Below are 20,055 nucleotides of genomic sequence, written 5' to 3' on the forward strand. Positions count from 1 at the left end.
GCCTGCATATGACGCATTCCCCCATTCAAGTCAAGCCGCCTTGCCCGAACCGGAATTTTTGTTGCGCCCAGGAACCTCGGCATCGACCGGGGCTTGGTCAGCAGCCCACCAAGGACACCGATCATGCAGAGCTTCACCTGTCCGGCCTGTCACGCCCGCGTCTATTTCGAGAACACCTTCTGCGCCTGCGGCGAGCCGCTTTTCTATGAGCCCGAGGCGCGCGCGATGTGGAACCAGGCCGTCCCCTGCGCCAACCGCGACACCATCCGATGCAACTGGGCCGCAATTCCGGGCGAATCGCTGTGCCGGTCCTGCGCCATGTCCGATGTCGTCCCGGCGCTGCATATCGGCGACAACCAGCAGCTTCTGGAACGGGCCGAACGGGCCAAACGCTGGGTGCTGGCGAACCTGTCGAACTGGCAGTGGTTCACCGACGCCGACGGGGGAATGCGGCCACGGTTCCAGATGCTGTCCGAAAACACCGGCGGGCGGGCCGTGCAGATCATGATGGGCCATGACAACGGCGAGATCGTCATCAACGTGACCGAAGCCGACGAGCTGATCCGCATCCAGCGCCGGCACAAGCTGGGCGAACAATACCGGTCGATGGTCGGCCATTTCCGGCACGAGCTGGCGCATTTCCTGTTCGACCGGCTGGCCGTGGCGCCGGGTTTCCTGGACGGGTTCCGCCCGCTGTTCGGGGACGAGACCGCCGACTACAACGGCGCCCTTCGGGAACACTATGCCAACCCCAAATCTCCCGGAGAGGATTTCATCACCGCCTATGCCACCTCTCACCCGCACGAGGATTGGGCCGAGACGGTGGCGCATCTGCTGCACATGGTGGATTTCACCGACAGCTTCGTCAGCGCGGGCCTGTCGATGCAGGGGGTGCCCGGCGGCTATCGGCCCTATGCCGACCAGAACGCCGACAACCTGCTGAACATCGCGGCCGAAGTTGCCATCGCCATCAACGACATCAACCGCGCCCTGGACAATTCGGATCTGTATCCCTTCATCCTGACGCCGACCATCCGCGCGAAGATGACCTTCGCGCATGGCTGGATCAGCGACCATGCCGCGCGCGGGGCCTAGGTTTCGGCCTTTTCCTCCAGCATCAGCCATTCCTCCTCGGCTGCGGACAGGGCGTCCTGACGCTCGGCCAGGGCTTGGGTCGCCTTCTGGAACTTGGCGGGGGCGGTCTGGAACAGGTCGGGCTGGGCCAGAAATTCGGACAGCTTGGCGATTTCCGCCTCCAGCCGTTCGATCAGGCCGGGCAACGCCTCAAGGCGGTGGCGTTCGGTGAAGGACAGGCCGGAGCGGGCGGCCTTGGCTCTCTCGGGCGCGGCCTCGGTTTTTTTCACGGGTTCGGCTGTTGTGGGCGCATCCTCGCCCCGCTGGGCGCGGTAATCGGTCCAGCCGCCCGCATAGACGGTCGCCTGCCCATCCCCCTCCATCGCCACGGTGGTGTCGGCCACGCGGTCGATGAAGTCGCGATCGTGGCTGACCAGCAGCACAGTTCCGTCGTAATCTCCCAGCAGATCCTGCAACAGATCCAGCGTTTCCACGTCCAGGTCGTTGGTCGGTTCGTCCAGCACCAGCAGGTTCGAAGGCCGGGCCATCAGCCGGGCCAGCAGCAGCCGCGCCTTCTCGCCGCCCGACAGGCTGCGGACCGGCGCGCGGGCCTGGGCGTCGTCGAACAGGAAATCCTTGAGATAGGCCACCACATGCCGCGGCTGGCCCCGCACCATCACCTGGTCGGCCCGGCCCGAGACGCGCATCTCGGGATCGCCGGTCAGCGATTCCCACAGCGTCTGGTCGGGATTCAGCGCCGCGCGGGCCTGATCGAAGACCGCCAGTTCCAGATTGGTGCCCAGCGTGACGGTGCCCTGGTCGGGGGCGATTTCCCCCGTCAGCATCTTGATCAGCGTGGTCTTGCCCGCGCCGTTGGGGCCGACGAAGGCCACGCGGTCGCCCCGGTTCACCCGCAGATCGAAGGGCCGCAGGATCGTCCGCCCGCCGAAGGCCTTGGCGATGCCCTTGGCCTCGATCACCTTCCTGCCCGATTGCGGCCCCGAATCGAACGCCATCGCCGCCGTGCCCTGGCGGCGGATCTGGGCGCCGCGTTCGGCGCGCAGCGCGGCCAAGGCGCGGACCCGGCCCTGGTTGCGCTTGCGCCGCGCGCTGATCCCCTCGACGGCCCAGCGGGCCTCGGCCTTGATCTTGCGGTCCAGCTTGTGGCGGGCGTCATCCTCGGCCGCCCAGACGGCTTCGCGCCAATCCTCGAACCCCTCGAAGCCGCGCTCCTGGCGGCGCACCTCGCCCCGGTCGATCCACAGGGTGGCGCGGGTCAGGCGGCGCAGGAAGGCGCGGTCGTGGCTGATCAGCACATAGGCGGCGCGGGTCTGGGACAGGTGATCCTCCAGCCAGCCGATCGCCTGGATGTCCAGATGGTTGGTCGGTTCGTCCAGTAGCATCAGTTCGGGCGCCTGGGCCAGCAGGCGCGCCAGCGCGGCGCGGCGGCGTTCGCCCCCCGATGCGGTGGCGACGGGACGGGCGGGATCGAATTTCAGCCCCTCGGCCGCCATCTCGACGCGATAGGCTTCGGATTCGGGCAGGCCGGACGCGGCGAACTCGCCCAGCGTCGTGAATCCCGACAGGTCGGGATCCTGTTCCATATAGCCGGTCGAGACCCCGGCGCTGACCACGACCTCGCCCCGGTCGGGTTCGACCAGGCCCGCCATGACCTTCATCAGCGTCGATTTGCCCGATCCGTTGCGCCCCACCAGGGCCACCCGGTCGCCGGGCTGGACGGTCAGCGACAGCCCGGCGAACACGGGATCGCCGCCGAAGGTCAGGGAAATGTCGGTCAGTTGAAGAAGGGGTGCGCGTGCCATGCCCGCGCCCTAGCGCGCGCCGGGCAGGCGGTCAATGGATCCCGCTCAAGGGGACTTGCGCATCGTGCAATTCGCTTTCAAAACTCGGGCCAAGGCTCAGGAGGCCGCCATGGCGCGCAAGATCATCATCGACACCGATCCCGGCCAGGACGACGCCGTGGCGATCCTGCTGGCGCTGGCCAGCCCGGAACTGGAGGTGCTGGGCCTGACCGCCGTCGCCGGGAACGTGCCGCTGGCCCTGACGGAACTGAACGCGCGCAAGATCCTGGAACTGGCGGGCCGCCCCGACATTCCGGTCTTCGCGGGCTGCGACCGGCCCCTGACGCGCCCGCTGATCACGGCGGAACATGTCCACGGCAACTCCGGCCTGGACGGAATCGACCTGCCGGAACCGCGGATCCGCCCGCACCCGCAGCACGCGGTGGATTTCATCGTCGAAACCCTGCGCCGCGAACCGGCGGGCACCGTGACGCTGGTGCCCATCGGCCCGCTGACCAACATCGCCAAGGCCTTTCGCCAGGCGCCCGACATCGCGGGCCGGGTTCAGGAAATCGTCCTGATGGGCGGCGCCTATTTCGAGGTGGGCAACATCACCCCCGCCGCCGAATTCAACATCTTCGTGGACCCCGAAGCGGCGGCCGAGGTTTTCGCGGCCGGCGCGCCGCTGGTGGTGATGCCGCTGGACGCGACGCATGAGGCCCTGACATCGCGCGACTGGATTGATCGGATGCGCGCCCTGCCCGGCCGCTGCGGCCCCGCCATCGCAAGCTGGACGGATTTCTTCGAACGCTTCGACAAGGAGAAATACGGAAGCGAGGGCGCGCCGCTGCACGATCCCTGCGCCATCGTCTGGCTGCTGCGCCCCGACCTGTTCACCGGCCGCCACATCAACGTGGAGATCGAGACCGCGGGCCGCTTCACCACAGGCATGACCGTGGCCGACTGGTGGCGCGTGACCGACCGTCCGGCCAACGCGAATTTCATCCGCCACGTGGACCGCGACGCGCTGTTCACGCTGCTGGCCGACCGGCTGGCCAGCCTGCCCTGACCTATTTCCTGCCCTGACCTATTTCTGGCCGGGCAGCGGCACGGTGCCCGCGCCATCCCCCAGGGCCGCGTTCAGCCGCGCCACCAGGGCCTGCGTCATGTCGATGGCGTCCATCGACACGAAGACCGTGCGCCGGTCCAGCACCGCCACAGCGCCGCGTTCCTGCATCATCTCGGCCATCAGCGGCCGCGCCGCGCGATAGAAGGCGGTGCGGTCGGCCTCGGCCCAGGCGTTCAGATCCTGGACCACCTGGGCCCGCTGGCGGCGCACCTCGGTCGCGCGGGTATCGAAAGCCTCGGCCAGCTTGCGGAATTCGGCCGGATCCAGGGTGCCGCGCCGTTCCGTCAAGGACGCTTCCTCGGCGGAAAGCTGGCTTGCCAGACGCTCGTTCTCGGCCTCGATCTTGCCGCCTTCCTCGTCCAGCACGCGCTGCGTCCGCCGGCCCCAGTCGGATGCGGCGAACAGCACGTCCTGATCGACGGTGAGGATCGGTGCCGCACCGGGCAGCGCAGCAGCCGGGGGCTGGATGGCGGGCGGCGGCAGGACGGGCGACGGCAGGGCGGGCGCCGGGGGCGCGGCATCCTGCGGGGCCTGCTGCGCCAGGGCCGGCCCCGGCAGGATCAGCAGCAGAGCGACCGCAAGCCGCCAGCGACAAGCCATCAGAACCGCGTCGAAATGGTCAGGTCGAAGTTCTGCGGCTCGTCATAATCCTCTTTCCGGATCGCCTTCGAGAAGTTGAACCGCAGCGGCCCGATGGGCGTCGTCCAGAACAGCGACGCGCCGACCGAGGCGCGGATGTTCATCGAATCGTCGACGTTGGCGCCCCCGGTGCCGACCGTGTTGTCCAGCCCCCAGATCGACCCGACATCCGCGAACAGGCCGCCCGAGATCCCGTATTCCTCGGGCAGGCCGACCGGGAACTGCGCCTCGGTGCGGACCACCCAGAAATAGTTGCCGCCCAGACCGTCCTCGTTTTCCGCCGCCAGGTCGCGCGGGCCGATGCCATTGGGTTCGAATCCCCGGATGCGGTTGCCGCCGCGATAGCGGTCCAGGATCCAGGTGGAATAATCGCTGTAGGAATGGATCGCCCCCGCCTCGAATTCGGCGCGCAGGGTCACGTCCTCGCGCCATGCGGTGCTTTCCACACCCGCCAGAAGACCGGTCGTCACGCTTTTCGTATCGCCGCCAAGCCCCGCGAAATCCTGGGAAAACCGCAGCTTGTAGCTGGTCAGCGGATCCAGCCCGGTGACGCGCGTGTCCCAGTTGTAGCTATAGCCAAGCGCCGAGGTGACGCGCTGCCCTTCCTCGTCCTTCAGCAGATCCGAGCTTTCGGCCTCGACCCCGCTCAGCGTTTCCTTGGACAGGCGATAGCGCAACTCCAGCCGCCCGTTCTGCGAGACCGGAAATTCGATCGACGGACGCACCCCCACGGACCGGGTGTTATAGTCCGAGTTCAGGCTTTCGGTGACGTTGTAATAGGTGTTGAAGCCGAAGCGCAGGTCGCGGCCCAGGAAATACGGCTCGATGAAGGTCAGCGACGACGCCTGGTCGCCATCGGCGGTGGAAATCGTCAGCCCCACCGTCTGGCCGCGCCCCAAAAAGTTGTTTTCCTGCAAGGACGCGTTCAGCCCCACGCCCGAGGACACGCCATAGGATGCCCCGAAGGACAGCGACCCGGTCGGCTGTTCCTCGACGTTCACGTCGACGATGACCTGTTCGTTGCTGCTGCCGGGGCGGCTGTCCACCTGCGCGTCGCTGAAATAGCCAAGCGCTCGGATCCGTTCGGCGGCGTTGCGGATTTCGCGGGGGTTGAAGGGATCGCCCTCGACCGTGTTGAACTGGCGGCGGATCACCTGGTCCAGCGTGGTGGTGTTGCCCTCGATGTCGATGCGTTCGACGAAGACGCGCGGCCCGCGGGTCAGCGCGAAGGTCAGATCCAGCGTCTGGTTTTGCGGGTTGCGCGTCACGCGCGGTTCGATATTGACGAAGTTCAGGCCCTGCTGGATCGCCACCGTCTCCATCCGGCGGATGGTGTTGTCGATGGCGGCGGGGTTGTAGACATCGCCCCGGTCCACCCGGTTCTGCGCGGCGAAAGGCCCCGCATCGACGCCCGGAATTTCCGAGATCGTGTTGACCTGCGCGAAGCGATAGCGCGGGCCTTCCTGGATGTTGAAGGTGATATAGAAGGCGTCGCGTTCGCGGGCCAGTTCCGGCGCCACCGCCTGCACCCTGAAATCGGCATAGCCGCGAGAGCGGTAGAAATCGGTCAGAAGCTGTTCGTCCAGTTGCAGCCGTTCGGGCGCGAAGGTGTCGCGGCGGATGAAGGTGCGCAGGATGCCCGCCTGCTTGGTGCCCAGCACGTTGCGCAGCCGGCGGTCGGAAAAGGCGCGGTTGCCGGTAAAGCCGATGCGCTCGATCTCGGTGACATTGCCCTCGCGGACCTCGAAGACCAGATCGACGCGGTTGTCGCTGCGGCGAATGATGCGCGGATCGACGCGGGCGGCCAGGCGCCCCTGCGCGGCATAGGCCTGGGCGATGTTGTTGGCGTCCTGCAGGGCCTGGCTGGGCTGATAGACCCGGCGGGACTGGCTCTGCACGATCTCGGACAGCTGCTCGTCCTTGATGCGGCGGTTGCCCTCGAAGCTGATCTGGTTGATGGTCGGATATTCGCTGACCCGGATCACCAGGACGCCGCCCTGCGGAACGATTTCCACCGTCTCGAACAGGCCGGAATTTTGCAGCCGTTGCAGCGCGTCGTTCAACTCGCCCGCCGACACGTCCTGACCGCGCGCGATATTGGCATAGGACAGCACGGTCGCCGGTTCGACGCGGGCCGCGCCCTCGATCCGCACGTCGTTGAAGACATAGGCCGAGGCCGCGCCGGGGATCAGCGCCGCCGGGGCTGCAATCGTCAAGGCCGTCACCAGGGCGACCGCGCCCTTGCCCAGTTTCCGTGTCATCGCTGCCCCTCTTGATCGTCAGCCTGCTTTGGCGCTGCTTGCGGCGCCTTCTTTTGCATCCAGCTTGTGCCTCAAACCGCCTGCGCTGTCAAAAGCGCATCGCGGTCAGGGGCAGAAAAGATCGTTGGTCAGGCCGAAAATCATCAGCGACAGCACCGCGGCCATGCCGATCGCGGTCAGCAGGCTCAGCGCCCTGTCCGAGGGCGGGTGGCCCGTCACGGCCTCCCACACGTAAAACATCAGGTGGCCGCCATCCAGGACGGGGATCGGCAGCAGGTTCAGGAAGCCGATGGCGGCCGACAGGACGGCGATCCACCACAGGAAGCTGCCGCCCCCGGCGCTGGCCGCCTGCCCCGTGCTTTCGGCGATGCTGATCGCGCCGCCCAGGTTGCACGTCCCGATCTGGCCCGAGATCATCGCCCACATCCCCGACAGGGACGAGGTGATGATGCCCCAGGTCTGCGCCGCGCCCAGCCCCAGCGATTCCAGCGGCCCGGCGCTGCGCATGGCGGGGGCGAAGAAGCTTTCGCCGCCGGTCACGCCGATCAGCCAGCGGCGTTCATAGCCGCCGCCCTCGGCGGGCAGATCCTGCATCTTCGGGACCAGCGTGTAATCCGCGACGCCCGCGCCGGGACGCCAGACCTGCAAGGCCAGCGGGTGGCCCTCGGCGGCCTCGACCGCCTCGCGCATCTGGGTGAAGCGGCTGACCGGCCGGCCGCCGATGGCGGTGACCACATCGCCCGCGCGCAGCCCGGCATCCGCCGCCGCGCTGCGCGGGGCCACGCCGCTGATCCGGGCGGGCATCGGGTCGGGGCCGCGCACGGTGATCTCGGACCCGTCGCGCAACACGCGCCAGTCCTGGTGATCCGCCACCGGCAGGGTTTCGGCGATCCGGCCGATGTCGCGCCATGTCTCGACCGGCTGGCCGCCCAGGGCCAGGATCCGGTCGCCCGGCCGCAGGTCGTTGACCGTGCCGGGCGGTGCCTCGGCGATCATGCCGACCTGCGGTTCCGCGGTCGGCAGGCCCTGGACCAGGGCAAAACCGCCGAAGATCAGGATCGACAGGATGAAGTTGAATACCGGCCCGGCCAGCAGCGTGGCGAACCGCGCCCAGAGCGGCGCGCCGGTCAGCGTCTGCCGCCGCAGCGCCGGATCGACCGCGCGCCCCGGCCCCGCGCTGGCCGCGTTGGCGTCGCCCAGGAACCGCACATAGCCGCCCAGCGGCACCGCCGCCACCTGCCACAGCGTCCCCCGCCGGTCGCGGCGCGACAGCAGGCGCGGGCCGAAGCCGATGGAAAACACCTCGGCCCGGATCCCCGACAGCCTGCCGATATAGTAATGGCCGAATTCATGGACGGTGACGATCACCGCCAGGGCCACGAAGAACGCGGCCAGCGTCCACAGCGTGCCGCCGAATTGCGGGATCAGATCACTCATGCGGCGGCTTCCTTGCGTGCTTCGCGGTCCCAATGCAGGACCGTTTCCAGGTCGGCCGGATCATCGCCGAAACCCGCCCGCGCCGACAGGGCCTGCAAGGTCATTTCCACGCGAGGGGCCATCTGCGTGAAGGCGATGCGCCCGGCGATGAAATCGTCAAGCGCCTGTTCCTTGGCGGCGTTGAAGACCGCCCCCGCCATGCCGCCCGCCGCCATGACCTCGCGCGCCAGGCGCAGGGCGGGCCAGCGGGTCTCGTCCGGGGCGCGGAAGGTCAGGCTGCCAAGCGCGGCCAGATCCAGCGGCGCCACCGGCAGGGGCGCGCGTGCGGGCCAGTTCAATGCATAGCCGATGGCGTGGCGCATGTCGGGCGCGCCCAGATGGGCGATGGTGCCGCCATCGACATGGCTGACCATCGCGTGAATGATCGATTCGGGGTGGACCAGCACCTTGATCCGGTCGGGGCGCAGGCCGAAAAACTCTTTCGCCTCGATGACTTCCATCGCCTTGTTGAACATCGACGCGCTGTCGATGGTGATCCGCTGGCCCATCGCCCAGTTGGGATGGGTGGAGGCCTCGGCCACCGTCGCCGCGGCCAGCCGCTCCAGCGGCCAGTCACGGAAGGCGCCGCCCGACGCGGTGATGGTCACATCCGTGACGGAATCGAGATTATCAGATCCAAGCGCCTGAAAGATCGCCGAATGTTCGGAATCGACCGGCAGGATCGTGGCGCCGCCGCGCGCGGCCGCCGCATGGATCATGGGACCGGCGCAGACCAGCGATTCCTTGTTCGCAAGCGCCAGGACGCCGCCTTGCGCCAGCGCCGTCAGCCCCGGCACCAGCCCCGCCGCGCCGACGATGGCCGACAGCACCCAATCCGCCGGACGCCCCGCCGCCTCGATCAGCGCCTGCGGTCCCGCCGCCGCCTCGACGCCACTGCCCGCCAGGGCGTCGCGCAGCTCGTCCAGAAGCTCGGGTCGCGCCGTCACCGCGACCTCGGCCCGCAGATCGCGCGCCATCTGCGCCAGCCGCGGGATATTCCGCCCGCCGGTCAGCGCCACGGTGCGATAGATCCCCGGCCCCGCCCGGCGGATCAGGTCGACGCCATTCGCGCCCACGGACCCGGTGGCCCCGAAGATCGAGATTCGCCGCATCCCTCAGTTCACCGCCGGCAGCGCCGTCAGCAGCCCGATCAGCATGGTGGCCAGCACCGCCCCCGTCACCGCGTCGAAGCGGTCCATGAAGCCGCCATGGCCGGGGATCAGGTTCGAACTGTCCTTGACCCCCGCGCGCCGCTTCAGCCAGCTTTCGGCGATGTCGCCCATCTGCCCGGCAAGGCAGACCAGGGGCGATATCCAGATCAGCAGCAGATCGCCATGCCCCCCCGCATACAGGGCCGCCCCCAGCAGCGCCGCGCCGATCCACCCGGCGACGGTCCCCGACCAGGTTTTCTTGGGGCTGAGCGAGGGCCAGAATTTCGGCCCCCCGATCATCCGCCCGAAGAAATAGCCCGCCGTGTCGGAGATGATGACGATGCCCATCAGCCACAGCACGAAGGACAGGCCGAGCTCCTCGCGGAACCCGACCAGGCCATAGGCGGCCAGCATGATCGCCAGCCCGAAGATCGCATAGGTCCAGCGGTCGCGCGTGGCCGCGCCGGGCAACCCCGCGAGCAGCGGAAACAGCAACGCCAAAACCGCCGCCGGATGGTCGAACATCTGCGCCACGACCTGCGACATGAAGGCGATGACCGCCAGGGCAAAGGGCCGCCAGGCACCGAAGATGCCGGGATGCAGGCGCGGATGGCGCCAGCCGGTCATCGCCGCCAGTTCCCAGAAGGTCACCGCCGAGATCATCGCCATCGCCAGCCGCAGCCAGATACCGGACGCCACCGCCAGCATGATGCCGATCCCCAGCAGCACCAGCGTCGAGGCGACGCGCCGCGACAGGTCGGCCCATTTTCCCGGCGGGGGCTTCACGGCATTGACGCGCCCCGCGCTCATGCGCCCCCGAAACGCCGGTCGCGCATCCCGAAGCGGTCGAGGATCTGCGCCAGGTGGTCGGGGGTGAAATCGGGCCACAGCGTCGGCGTGAATTCGTATTCCGCGTAAGCCGCCTGCCAGGGCAGGAAGTTCGAGGTCCGCGTCTCGCCCGAGGTGCGGATCACCAGGTCGGGATCGGGATGGCCCGCCGTGTCCAGGCAGGCGGTCAGATCGGCCTCGGTCGGCGTCTCGATCTCGCCCCGCGCGATCTTCTGCGCCAGCCGGGCCGAGGCGCGGACCAGTTCGTCGCGGCCGCCGTAATTGATCGCCACGGTGAGGTTCAGCCGGGTATTGCCCGCCGTCCGCGCCTCGATCGAGGACATCAGCGCGCGCAGCTTGTCGTCCAGCCGCTCTCGCCCGCCGATGAAGCGCAGCCGCACGCCCTCGGCCGCCATGCCGTCGGCCTCGTATTGGATATAGCGGCGGAAGATCTTCATCAGACCCAGGACTTCCTCGGCCGTGCGCTTCCAGTTTTCCGTGGAAAAGGCATAGACCGTCAGCCAGTTCACGCCCAGATCCGGGCAGGCGCGGACGATCTGCTTGACGCGCTCGGCGCCCCGGCGGTGGCCGACCAGGCGCGGCCAGCCGCGTTGCGTGGCCCAGCGGCCGTTGCCGTCCATGATGATCGCCACATGGCGGGGCCGCTGATCGGCCCCGCCGGTTTGCAGCAGCGGTGCGGTTTCAGCGGCCATCATCGTTCCTCAGACCTGCATGATCTCGGCTTGCTTGCCTTCAAGCGCCTGATCGACCAGGGCGATCATCTTGTCGGTCAATTCCTGCACGGCGGTTTCCCAGAATTTCTGGTCATCCTCGGGCATCCCGTTGGCCTTGCCCTTCTTGATCTGGTCCATGCCGTCGCGGCGCACGTTGCGGATCGCGACGCGGGCATGTTCCGCGTATTGCGCGGCGACCTTGGTCAGCTCGCGGCGGCGTTCCTCGTTCAGCTCGGGGATCGGCAGCATGATGATGGTGCCGTTCAACTGCGGGTTGATCCCCAGCCCGCTTTCGCGGATGGCCTTTTCGACCTTGCCGACCATGCCCTTGTCCCAGACGTTGATCGTGACCATGCGCGGTTCGGGCACGTTGACGGTGCCAAGCTGGTTGATCGGGGTCATCTGGCCGTAAGCCTCGACCTGGACCGGTTCCACCATCGCAGCCGAGGCCCGGCCCGTCCGCAGGCTGGAGAATTCGTGGCGCAGGCTTTCCATCGCGCCCTTCATCCGCCGTTCCAGATCGTCGATGTCGATTTCGATGTCCTCTGCCATGGGAACTGCCTCTGCATTGAATTTTGATCGCTTGTAACCAGAGATGCAAACATTGGCAAAGACTTTGCCCTGGATCTGGGCAAGCCTTCGCCAGTCCGCTCCGGCCGGTTACGGTTCTAGTTATGGACCCGCGTATAGGTGCCCCGGCCTTCCAGAATCCCCCGGAACCCGCCCGGTTCGTCCAGCGAGAAGACGATGATCGGCAGGCGGTTGTCGCGGGCAAGCGCGATCGCCGAGGCATCCATCACCCCCAGGTGCTTTTGCAGCACCTCGTCATAGCTGACCTCGGCGTAACGCCTGGCGTCGGGGAATTTCTTCGGATCCTTGTCATAGACGCCATCGACCTTGGTGCCCTTGAAGATCGCCTCGCAGTTCATCTCGTTCGCGCGCAGCGTGGCGGCGGTGTCGGTGGTGAAATAGGGGTTTCCGGTGCCTGCGGCGAAGATCACGATCCGCTTCTTTTCCAGGTGGCGGATGGCGCGGCGGCGGATGTAAGGTTCGCAAACCTCGTCCATGCGGATGGCGCTGATGACGCGGCAATGCAGGCCCTTGGCCTCCAAGGCGGCCTGCATGGCAAGCGCGTTCATGACCGTGGCCAGCATCCCCATGTAATCGGCGGTCGTCCGCTCCATCCCCTGGGCGCTGCCTTGCAGGCCGCGGAAGATGTTGCCGCCGCCGATGACCATGCAGACCTCGACCCCCATCTTCTGGACCGATTCGACCTCGTCGGCGATGCGGGCCACGGTGGGCGGGTGCAGGCCGTAACCCTGATCGCCCATCAGCGCCTCGCCCGAGATTTTCAGCATTACCCTGCCGTATTGCGCGGGCGCCGTCGTCCGATGATCGGTCATGTTGGTTCCTTCGTGTCAGCGCCGGTCGCTTTCATCGCCGCGCAAAATGTCGCAAAAGGCGGCGGTGTTCAACCATTCGAAAGCCCGCCTGCCGTGATCGACCTGGACCAGATCGACCCCGCGCGCCACCTGCTGATCGCAGGTCCGACCGCCAGCGGCAAATCCACCCTGGCCCTGCGCGTGGCCCAGGCGCAGGGCGGGCTGATCGTCAATGCCGACGCGCTGCAAATCTGGTCCTGCTGGCGGGTGCTGACCGCGCGCCCGTCCCTCGCCGACGAAGCGGCGGCCCCCCATGCGCTGTACGGCCATGTCGCGCCGGGCGTCACCTATTCGGTGGGCGACTGGCTGCGGGACGTGGCGGGGCTTCTGGACCGGAGGCTGATCGTGGTGGGCGGCACCGGACTTTATCTGACCGCGCTGACGCAGGGGCTGGCCTATGTCCCGCCAACACCGCCCGCGATCCGGGCCGAGGGCGACGCCCGGCTGGCCGCGCCGGGCGGGCTGGCGCGCATGGTGGCCGATCTGGATCCCGCCACCCGCGCGCGGATCGACACCCTGAACCCCGCCCGCGTCCAACGCGCCTGGGAGGTGCTGGAGGCCACCGGGCGCGGCCTTGCCGACTGGCAGGCCAACACCCCCCCGCCGCTGATCGCCCCCGCCGACGCGCAGCGCATCCTGGTCACGGCGGACCGCGACTGGCTGGCCCAGAGGATCGCGCGCCGGTTCCACCTGATGATGCGGCAGGGCGCGCTGGACGAGGTGCGGGCCATGCTGCCGCAGTGGGATCCGGCGCGGCAATGGGCGCGGGCCATCGGCGCCCCGGAACTGGCCGCCTTCCTGCGGGGCAAGACGGATCTGCCGACCGCCACGGACCGGGCGATCATCGCCACCCGCCAATACGCCAAGGGCCAGCGGATCTGGTTCCGGGGGCGGATGAAGGACTGGCAACCCGTTGCCGCTGATGCAAAAAACACACGCCATGATTGATCCTTGCAGCGCCTGATTGAGCGGCCGCCGAGTTTCGGCGATGATCCGCTTATCTAGTGATGTTCAGGCGGTCCTCATGTCAGCGTTCGGGCCTTCGCAGTGGGACGGTTTTCCTTTCTCGCCCAGCCGCATCCGGGCGGGACGGCGCGTGACGGACAGCGATGTCAACGCGCCCGGCATTCCCGATGCCGCCGACGCCGCACCCGACCGCCCGGCGGTCGTCACGCCCACGCCGGCCGCCGCCCCCGCCGCGCTGCGGCCCGCCCTGCGCAAAGGCCGCCCCATCGGGCGCCAGCAGGGAATGCGGCTGCTGCCCTTGCAGGCCTTCATCTGGGGCAGCCGGGCGATGCCGCCGCAGCCGCGAACACGGCCCGACCACACGCTGATCTGGGTCACCGAAGGGCGGATGCAGCTGGATTTTCCCCGCAGCCATGTCATCCTGCGCGCGGGCGATCTGCGCCATATTCCGGCGGGAACCGCCTTCGCCGCGATGCCGGCGCCGGGAACGCTGGGCCATGTCGCGCTGATCTCGGCCAGGCTTGCGGCGCGGGCCGAACCGCCGCTGCCGGATCGGGGGATGGCCGCGCATGTCGGCTCTCACGCCGCGCAACTTGAGGCGACGTTGCACGAACTGGCCATGGAAACCGCCGATCCCGATGCCGGAACGCTGTCCTGCCTGCTGAACCTGCTGTCGCTGCGCCTGGGCCAGCTTCAGCCCGGCCGCCCGCCCGAACAGGCCGCGGGCGCCGCGCCGGATCTGCCGCTGATCGAAGCCTTCCTGGCGCTTGCGGTGCAGCGGCTGGGATCGGCGGGATCGGTGGCGGAACTGGCGGCGGACCTGAACAGCACCATGGGCGCGCTGGACCAGGCCTGCCTGGCGGCGCGCGGCAAGCGGGCGGTGGAGTTGATCCACGACCTGCAACTGGAACGGGCGGTCGATCTGCTGCGGGGCACGCGGCGCCCCACGCTGCGCATCGCGGCCGACCTGGGCTATTCCAGCCATGCCCATTTCATCCGCGCCTTCGTGGCGGCGACGGGACGCACCCCCGACGCCTTCCGCGCTCAGTCCTGCTGATTGGCCTGCTGATCCGCTTGGGGCCTGCCCCGAAAGCCGGTGGCGACCACGAATTTCTCGGATGAATCGCTGCGGCTGGCGGGCGGCTTGACATTCGCCACCTTGTCGAAATTGCGTTTCAGCATCGCCTGCATGTCCGTTTCCGCCCCGCCGGCCAAGACCTTGGCGACGAAAGTTCCACCGGGTTCGAGGATGTCGAAGGCCAGGGCTGCCGCCGCCTCGACCAGGGCCACGATGCGCAGATGGTCGGTGCCCTTGTGGCCCGAGGACGCGGCGGCCATGTCCGACATCACCACATCGGCGGGACCGCCCAGCCAGTCCTTGACCTGCTGGTCGGCGCCCTCGGACAGGAAATCGAGCTGATGGATCTCGGCCCCGGCGATGGGATCGACCTCTTGCAGATCGACGCCCAGAACCTTGCCGACCGCCTTGCCGGATTTCTCGCCCAGGGCGTTCACCCGGCCCACGGCGACCTGGCACCAGCCGCCGGGCGCGCAGCCCAGGTCCACCACCCGCGCGCCGGGCACCAGAAAGCGATACTTGTCGTCCAGTTCCAGGATCTTGTAGGCCGCGCGGCCGCGATAGCCCTCGCGCCGGGCCCGCGCTACATAGGGGTCGTTCAACTGCCGTTCCAGCCACAGCGTGCTGGACAGCTTGCGGCCCTTGGCGGTCTTGACCCGCACCCGCAGGTCGCGCTGGCCGCGCCCGCTGGATTTGCCCTCGCGGCTGCCGGGAGCCTTCGTCATCGTCATGCCACTCCGTTCAATCCATCGGCTGCCAGCACCCCATCGCGCACCATCTGGGCGTAAAGCAACCCCTCTCGCAGGCCGCGATCGGCGACCGACAGCTTGCTGGTGGGCCAGACCCGCATCAGCGTTTGCAGGATCGCCGCCCCCGACATGATCAGCGCATGGCGTTCGCGGCCGATGCGCGGATCGGCGCGGCGGCCCTCGGGACCGAGTTGCAGATAGGAATGGATCACCCGGTCGATCTGGTCGCTGGTCATCTCCAGCCCGTCGACCTTGGTGCGGTCGTAACGGCGCAGGCCCAGGAAGCTGGCGGCGACCGTCGTGACGGTGCCGGACGTGCCGATGATCTGGAACCCGTCATCGGGCGAGCCTTGCGCATAGGGGGTGAAGCCCGACAGCATCTCCTCGAAATACCAGCTCATCAGCGCGAAGCGGCCCTGGTCGTCCTCGACATCGGCGAACTGGTCGCGCAGCGTCGCCACGCCCAGGGGCACGCTGATCCAGTCCACGACCCGCGCCCCGCCCGGCTGCGGATTGCCGAAACCGTCCGACAGCCGCATGATCGCGCGGGGGCGTTCCTTGGGTTCCACGTCTTCCAGGTCGATCCAGACAAGCTCGGTCGATCCGCCGCCGATATCGACGACCATCAGCGTCTCGGTCTTGTGGCTGACCAGCGGCGCGCAGGAAATCACCGCCAGCCGGGCCTCTTCCTCGGCCCCGATGGTTTCGATCTGCAACCCGGTCTCGCGCCGGATGGTGCGCATCAGGTCGCGGCTGTTCCTCGCCCGGCGGCAGGCCTCGGTCGCGACCAGGCGCATGTGGCGCACCCGGTGCTGTTCCAGCTTGCGCCGGCAGACCTGCAATGCGTGGACCGTGCGCACCATCGAGCCGCGGGACAGCCGGCCCGAAGCCTCCAGCCCCTGGCCAAGCTGCACCGGCTTGGAGAAGCTGTCGATGACCTGGAACTGACTGCCCTTCGGTCGGGCAATCAGCATCCGGCACGAGTTTGTGCCGAGGTCGAGGGCAGCATAAAGCGCCCCCTCCTCGGGGTTTCGGGTGCCAGACGGCTCTACCGCAGGTTTCGGGAACGCGTCCGCACCCGCAGGACGCTTGGGCGTCATGACAACACGCCCTCCGATATCAAGTTGAACGAAACGTAACGCGGCCCCCCGACCCGATCAAGGGGCGGCGAAACGGTGATTGCCCAAGGGATGCCAATCGGTTGATAAAGGCCGCAAGTTTGCGCACGGAACATCATGCCCACGACCCTGCTGACCGGTCCCATCGCCCCCCTGCCGGGGACATCCGCGACAAGCGGCATCGCCAAGGTTCCGGTCGGCGGTTCCCTGTGGCTGGGCGCCGAGGGGTTGGCGGGCGATGCGCAGGCCGACCGGCGCGTCCATGGCGGCCCCGAGAAGGCGGTGCATCACTATCCGCTGGATCATTACGCGGCCTGGCGGGCCGATCTGGGGGCGCTGCCGGTGCTGGATGCGCCGGGGGCCTTCGGCGAAAACGTCTCGACCCAGGGCATGACCGAGGACAGGGTGGCGGTGGGCGACATCTTCCGGCTGGGCGGCGCGCTGATCCAGGTGTCCCAGGGCCGCCAGCCCTGCTGGAAGCTGAACCACCGCTTCGGCGTCCCGGACATGGCGCGGCGGGTCCAGAACACCGGCCGCACCGGCTGGTATTACCGCGTCCTGCAAACGGGCGAGGTCTCGCCCGGCGACGATCTGGTCCTGGTCGACCGGCCGGCGCCCGGCTGGACGCTGCGGCGGCTGTGGCGGGCGATGTATGTGGACCGCCTGAACCGCGCCGAACTGGAGGGGATCGCCGCGCTTGATGTCCTGGCCGAGGGCTGGCGGCGTTACGCGCGCCGCCGCCTGGACAGCGGCCGGGTCGAGGACTGGCGCCCCCGGCTGGAGGGCAAGGCATGAAGCCGCCGCTGGTGATCTCGATCCAGAGCCAGGTGGTCTTCGGCCATGTCGGCAATTCCGCCGCCGTCTTTCCGATGCAGGCGGCGGGGCTGGAGGTCGCGGCCATCCCGACCGTGCTGTTTTCCAACCAGCCCGCCCATCCCACCCTGCGCGGCGCGCCCCTGCCGCCCGCGCTGTTCGCCGACCTGCTGCTGGGGGCCGAGGAACGCGGCCTGCCGCAGCGCGCGCTGTGGCTGGTGACGGGCTATATCGGCTCGGTTCAGGTCGGGCGGCTTGTCGCGGATTTCGTGGCCCGCGCCAAGGCCGCCAACCCGGCGCTGCGATACCTGTGCGACCCGGTGATGGGCGATCACGGGCCGGGGCTTTACGTGCCCGCCGAACTGGCCCGGATCATGCGCGACCGCCTGCTGCCGCTGGCCGATCTGGCGACGCCGAATTCGTTCGAGCTTGGGCATCTGACCGGCCGCGTCATCGGCGGCATGGCCGATCTGCGCGGCGCGGCCGCCGATCTGTCGCTGGCGCCGGGCGCCACGCTGATCGCCACCGGCTGCGTTCTGGACGACAGCCCGGCCGGCCATCTGGAAAGCGTGATCCTGGCCCCCGACGGCGCGACGCGGCATCCGACCCCGCGCCTGCCGGTGGCGCTGCCGGGAACGGGCGACCTGTTCGCGGGCCTGATCGTCGCGGCCTTGGGCCGGGGCCGCAGCCTGCCGCAGGCGGTCGAGACCGCGCAGCTTCTGACATCCGCCGCCCTGGCCCAGGCCGACCGGATCGGCGCGACCGAGGTCGTGTTGTCCGATCCCGGCTTCCGCGCCGCCCTGCTGACCCTGTAACCGCCGGAGGAGATGATGGATATCGGCAGCACCCTGCCCGACGAGACTGTGGCCCGGATCCGCGACAGCTTTGCCCGCCAGGGGCTGATGGGCCTGCTGGGCGCCGAACTGGCCGAGGTCAAGGCCGGGCTGGTGACGATCCGCCTGCCCTTCCGGTCCGACCTGACGCAGCAGCACGGCTATTTCCACGCGGGCGGCACCGCCTCTGTCGCGGATACGGCGGGCGGCTATGCCGGGTTCACGCTGTTTCCCGACGACAGCTCGGTCCTGACCGTCGAATTCAAGCTGAACCTGATGAACCCCGCGCAGGGCGATCGCCTGGAGGCCGTGGGCCGCGTCATCAAGCCGGGCCGGACCCTGACGATCTGCCAGCTGGATGTCTGGGGCGTCACCGCCGACCGGCGGGTCCATGTCGCGACCGGGCTTCAGACCCTGATTTGCGTGCAGGGCAGGCCCGCCTGATCGCCCCCCGTGACAACGCGGCGATGTTAGCGTAATCAGCCGCCTGACACACACCAGCGGAAGGAAACGCATCATGGCGCAGGCTCGGATCGGGCTGATCGGCTTGGGGACGATGGGCGCGGCATTGGCGCTGAACATCGCGGAAAAGGGCTTTCCCATCGCGGTCTGGAACCGCACCACCGCCGTGACGCGCGGCTTCGCGGCAGCGGCCGGTCCCCTGGCCGCCAATGTGATCCCGACCGAGACCCTGGCCGATCTGGTCGCCGCCATCGCCCCGCCGCGCGCCATCATCCTGATGGTGCCCGCGGGCCAGGCGGTCGACGACCAGCTTGCCGCCCTGGCCCCGCTGCTGGATGCCGAGGATCTGGTGATCGACGCGGGCAACGCCGATTTCCACGACACCAACCGCCGCGATGCCTCTGGGCTGCCCTTCCGCTTCCTGGGCATGGGCGTGTCGGGCGGAGAAGAGGGGGCGCGCAATGGTCCCGCCATCATGGGCGGCGGCGATGCGGCCGACTGGGACCGCGTGGCCGATGTGATGACCGCCATCGCCGCGCGGGCCGAGGACGGCACCCCCTGCGCCGCCCGGATGGGCGATGCGGGCGCGGGGCATTTCGTGAAGATGGTCCATAACGGCATCGAATATGCCGACATGCAGATGATCGCCGAGGTCTATGGCCTGATGCGTGACGGCATGGGCATGGACGCCGCCGCGATCAGCAGCACCTTTGCCGGCTGGAACGAAGGCGCGCTGCAATCCTATCTGATCGAGATTTCAGCCAGCGTCACCGCCGCCGCTGATCCCCATACCGGCCGCCCGATGGTGGACCTGATCCTGGACCGCGCGGGCCAGAAGGGCACCGGCCGCTGGACCGCCATCGAGGCGCAGCACCTGTCCGCCCCCATCCCGGTGATCGAGGCCGCCGTGATGGCGCGCAACGTCTCGGCCCGGCTGGACGAGCGGCTGGCGGGCGAGGCGCGCTTCGGTCCCGCTCCGCAGCCGATCCGGATCGCGCCGCAGAGGTTGGAAGAGGCGCTGATCGCGGGCAAGATCCTCTGCTATGCGCAGGGTTTCGCGATGATCGCGGCCGCCTCGCAGCGGTTCGGCTGGACGCTGGACCTGCCCGGCATCGCGCGGGTCTGGCGGGCGGGCTGCATCATCCGGTCGGCGATGCTGAACGACATGGCCGCCGCCCTGGCCGAGGATCCGGGCCGCAACCTGGTCCTGGCGCCGTTCTTCGCCGGGCTGATCGAAACCGCCCTGCCCGGTTTGCGGCAGGTGGTGGCCGAGGGCGCCGCGCGGGGCCATGCGCTGCCCGCGCTGGCCTCGGGGCTGATGTGGTTCGATCTGATGCGGACGGGGCGCGGAACGGCGAACCTGATCCAGGCGCAGCGCGACTTTTTCGGCGCGCACGGCTTCCAGCGGATCGACGGGCTGGACGACCCGCACGGGCCTTGGGGCCGATCCGCCTGATCCGCCTGGAACGGAGGGGGCGGGCGGCGGAACCGCCTGCCTTT

At 68.6% G+C, this 20,055-nt stretch carries 19 protein-coding genes; 8 read left to right on the top strand and 11 right to left on the bottom strand.

Annotation, left to right across the window (positions count from 1 at the left end):
• The first annotated feature begins 123 nt into the window (after positions 1 to 123).
• Positions 124 to 1,095 (top strand): putative zinc-binding metallopeptidase, encoded by a 972-nt coding sequence (locus tag PXD02_RS08730; protein WP_275103536.1) that lies wholly within the window; start codon positions 124 to 126, stop codon positions 1,093 to 1,095.
• Here the strand turns inward: PXD02_RS08730 and PXD02_RS08735 are convergent.
• Positions 1,092 to 2,897, bottom strand: coding sequence for an ABC-F family ATP-binding cassette domain-containing protein (locus PXD02_RS08735; RefSeq protein WP_275103537.1), 1,806 nt, complete (start codon positions 2,895 to 2,897; stop codon positions 1,092 to 1,094). The two genes, PXD02_RS08730 and PXD02_RS08735, sit on opposite strands and share 4 nt — an antisense overlap.
• A gap of 109 nt (positions 2,898 to 3,006) precedes the next feature.
• Between PXD02_RS08735 and PXD02_RS08740 the strand changes: the two genes are divergently transcribed.
• Entirely contained in the window at positions 3,007 to 3,945 is a 939-nt protein-coding gene (locus PXD02_RS08740) for a nucleoside hydrolase (protein ID WP_275103538.1), read from the top strand.
• Between the two features lie 18 nt (positions 3,946 to 3,963).
• On the opposite strand, the gene PXD02_RS08745 is transcribed toward PXD02_RS08740, so the two are convergent.
• The 8 genes from PXD02_RS08745 to pyrH form a co-directional block, all read right to left on the bottom strand.
• Positions 3,964 to 4,605 (bottom strand): OmpH/Skp family outer membrane protein, encoded by a 642-nt coding sequence (locus tag PXD02_RS08745; RefSeq protein WP_275103539.1) that lies wholly within the window; start codon positions 4,603 to 4,605, stop codon positions 3,964 to 3,966.
• On the bottom strand, positions 4,605 to 6,905 hold the full coding sequence (gene bamA / locus PXD02_RS08750) for an outer membrane protein assembly factor BamA (RefSeq protein WP_275103540.1): 2,301 nt from the start codon (positions 6,903 to 6,905) through the stop codon (positions 4,605 to 4,607). Before bamA ends, PXD02_RS08745 begins: the two co-directional genes overlap by 1 nt.
• Positions 6,906 to 7,010: 105 nt before the next feature.
• A complete protein-coding gene (gene rseP / locus PXD02_RS08755; protein WP_275103541.1) occupies positions 7,011 to 8,342 on the bottom strand; it encodes an RIP metalloprotease RseP in 1,332 nt (443 codons plus the stop codon).
• On the bottom strand, positions 8,339 to 9,493 hold the full coding sequence (dxr, locus tag PXD02_RS08760; protein WP_275103542.1) for a 1-deoxy-D-xylulose-5-phosphate reductoisomerase: 1,155 nt from the start codon (positions 9,491 to 9,493) through the stop codon (positions 8,339 to 8,341). The genes rseP and dxr overlap by 4 nt, the downstream gene beginning before the upstream one ends.
• Positions 9,494 to 9,496: 3 nt before the next feature.
• Entirely contained in the window at positions 9,497 to 10,342 is an 846-nt protein-coding gene (locus PXD02_RS08765; RefSeq protein ID WP_275103543.1) for a phosphatidate cytidylyltransferase, read from the bottom strand.
• Positions 10,339 to 11,076, bottom strand: a complete 738-nt coding sequence (uppS, locus tag PXD02_RS08770) for a polyprenyl diphosphate synthase (protein WP_473092005.1) — start codon at positions 11,074 to 11,076, stop codon at positions 10,339 to 10,341. Before uppS ends, PXD02_RS08765 begins: the two co-directional genes overlap by 4 nt.
• Before the next feature lie 6 nt (positions 11,077 to 11,082).
• On the bottom strand, positions 11,083 to 11,646 hold the full coding sequence (gene frr / locus PXD02_RS08775) for a ribosome recycling factor (RefSeq protein WP_275103544.1): 564 nt from the start codon (positions 11,644 to 11,646) through the stop codon (positions 11,083 to 11,085).
• Positions 11,647 to 11,762: 116 nt separating this feature from the next.
• Positions 11,763 to 12,497: a UMP kinase gene (gene pyrH, locus PXD02_RS08780; protein WP_275103545.1), complete on the bottom strand. Its 735-nt coding sequence runs from the start codon at positions 12,495 to 12,497 to the stop codon at positions 11,763 to 11,765.
• 93 nt (positions 12,498 to 12,590) lie between these two features.
• Here pyrH and miaA point away from each other — a divergent pair, with 93 nt between their 5' ends.
• Positions 12,591 to 13,484 (top strand): tRNA (adenosine(37)-N6)-dimethylallyltransferase MiaA, encoded by an 894-nt coding sequence (gene miaA, locus PXD02_RS08785; RefSeq protein ID WP_473092006.1) that lies wholly within the window; start codon positions 12,591 to 12,593, stop codon positions 13,482 to 13,484.
• Positions 13,485 to 13,632: 148 nt separating this feature from the next.
• A complete protein-coding gene (locus tag PXD02_RS08790) occupies positions 13,633 to 14,559 on the top strand; it encodes a helix-turn-helix domain-containing protein (protein ID WP_275103547.1) in 927 nt (308 codons plus the stop codon).
• Here the strand turns inward: PXD02_RS08790 and PXD02_RS08795 are convergent.
• Together PXD02_RS08795 and PXD02_RS08800 are read right to left on the bottom strand one after the other, a co-directional pair.
• A complete protein-coding gene (locus tag PXD02_RS08795; protein ID WP_275103548.1) occupies positions 14,547 to 15,311 on the bottom strand; it encodes an RlmE family RNA methyltransferase in 765 nt (254 codons plus the stop codon). The two genes, PXD02_RS08790 and PXD02_RS08795, sit on opposite strands and share 13 nt — an antisense overlap.
• On the bottom strand, positions 15,308 to 16,429 hold the full coding sequence (locus PXD02_RS08800; protein WP_275103549.1) for a Ppx/GppA phosphatase family protein: 1,122 nt from the start codon (positions 16,427 to 16,429) through the stop codon (positions 15,308 to 15,310). Before PXD02_RS08800 ends, PXD02_RS08795 begins: the two co-directional genes overlap by 4 nt.
• A gap of 132 nt (positions 16,430 to 16,561) precedes the next feature.
• Between PXD02_RS08800 and PXD02_RS08805 the strand changes: the two genes are divergently transcribed.
• The 4 genes from PXD02_RS08805 (at position 16,562) to gndA (ending at position 20,011) form a co-directional block, all read left to right on the top strand.
• On the top strand, positions 16,562 to 17,242 hold the full coding sequence (locus PXD02_RS08805) for an MOSC domain-containing protein (protein WP_275106395.1): 681 nt from the start codon (positions 16,562 to 16,564) through the stop codon (positions 17,240 to 17,242).
• A complete protein-coding gene (pdxY, locus tag PXD02_RS08810; RefSeq protein ID WP_275103550.1) occupies positions 17,239 to 18,075 on the top strand; it encodes a pyridoxal kinase in 837 nt (278 codons plus the stop codon). The genes PXD02_RS08805 and pdxY overlap by 4 nt, the downstream gene beginning before the upstream one ends.
• 12 nt (positions 18,076 to 18,087) lie before the next feature.
• Positions 18,088 to 18,537 (top strand): PaaI family thioesterase, encoded by a 450-nt coding sequence (locus PXD02_RS08815; RefSeq protein ID WP_473092007.1) that lies wholly within the window; start codon positions 18,088 to 18,090, stop codon positions 18,535 to 18,537.
• Between the two features lie 73 nt (positions 18,538 to 18,610).
• Entirely contained in the window at positions 18,611 to 20,011 is a 1,401-nt protein-coding gene (gene gndA / locus PXD02_RS08820; protein ID WP_275103551.1) for an NADP-dependent phosphogluconate dehydrogenase, read from the top strand.
• The last annotated feature ends 44 nt before the right edge of the window (positions 20,012 to 20,055 follow it).

This window comes from Paracoccus sp. S3-43 (genome assembly GCF_029027965.1).
Lineage (GTDB): Bacteria > Pseudomonadota > Alphaproteobacteria > Rhodobacterales > Rhodobacteraceae > Paracoccus.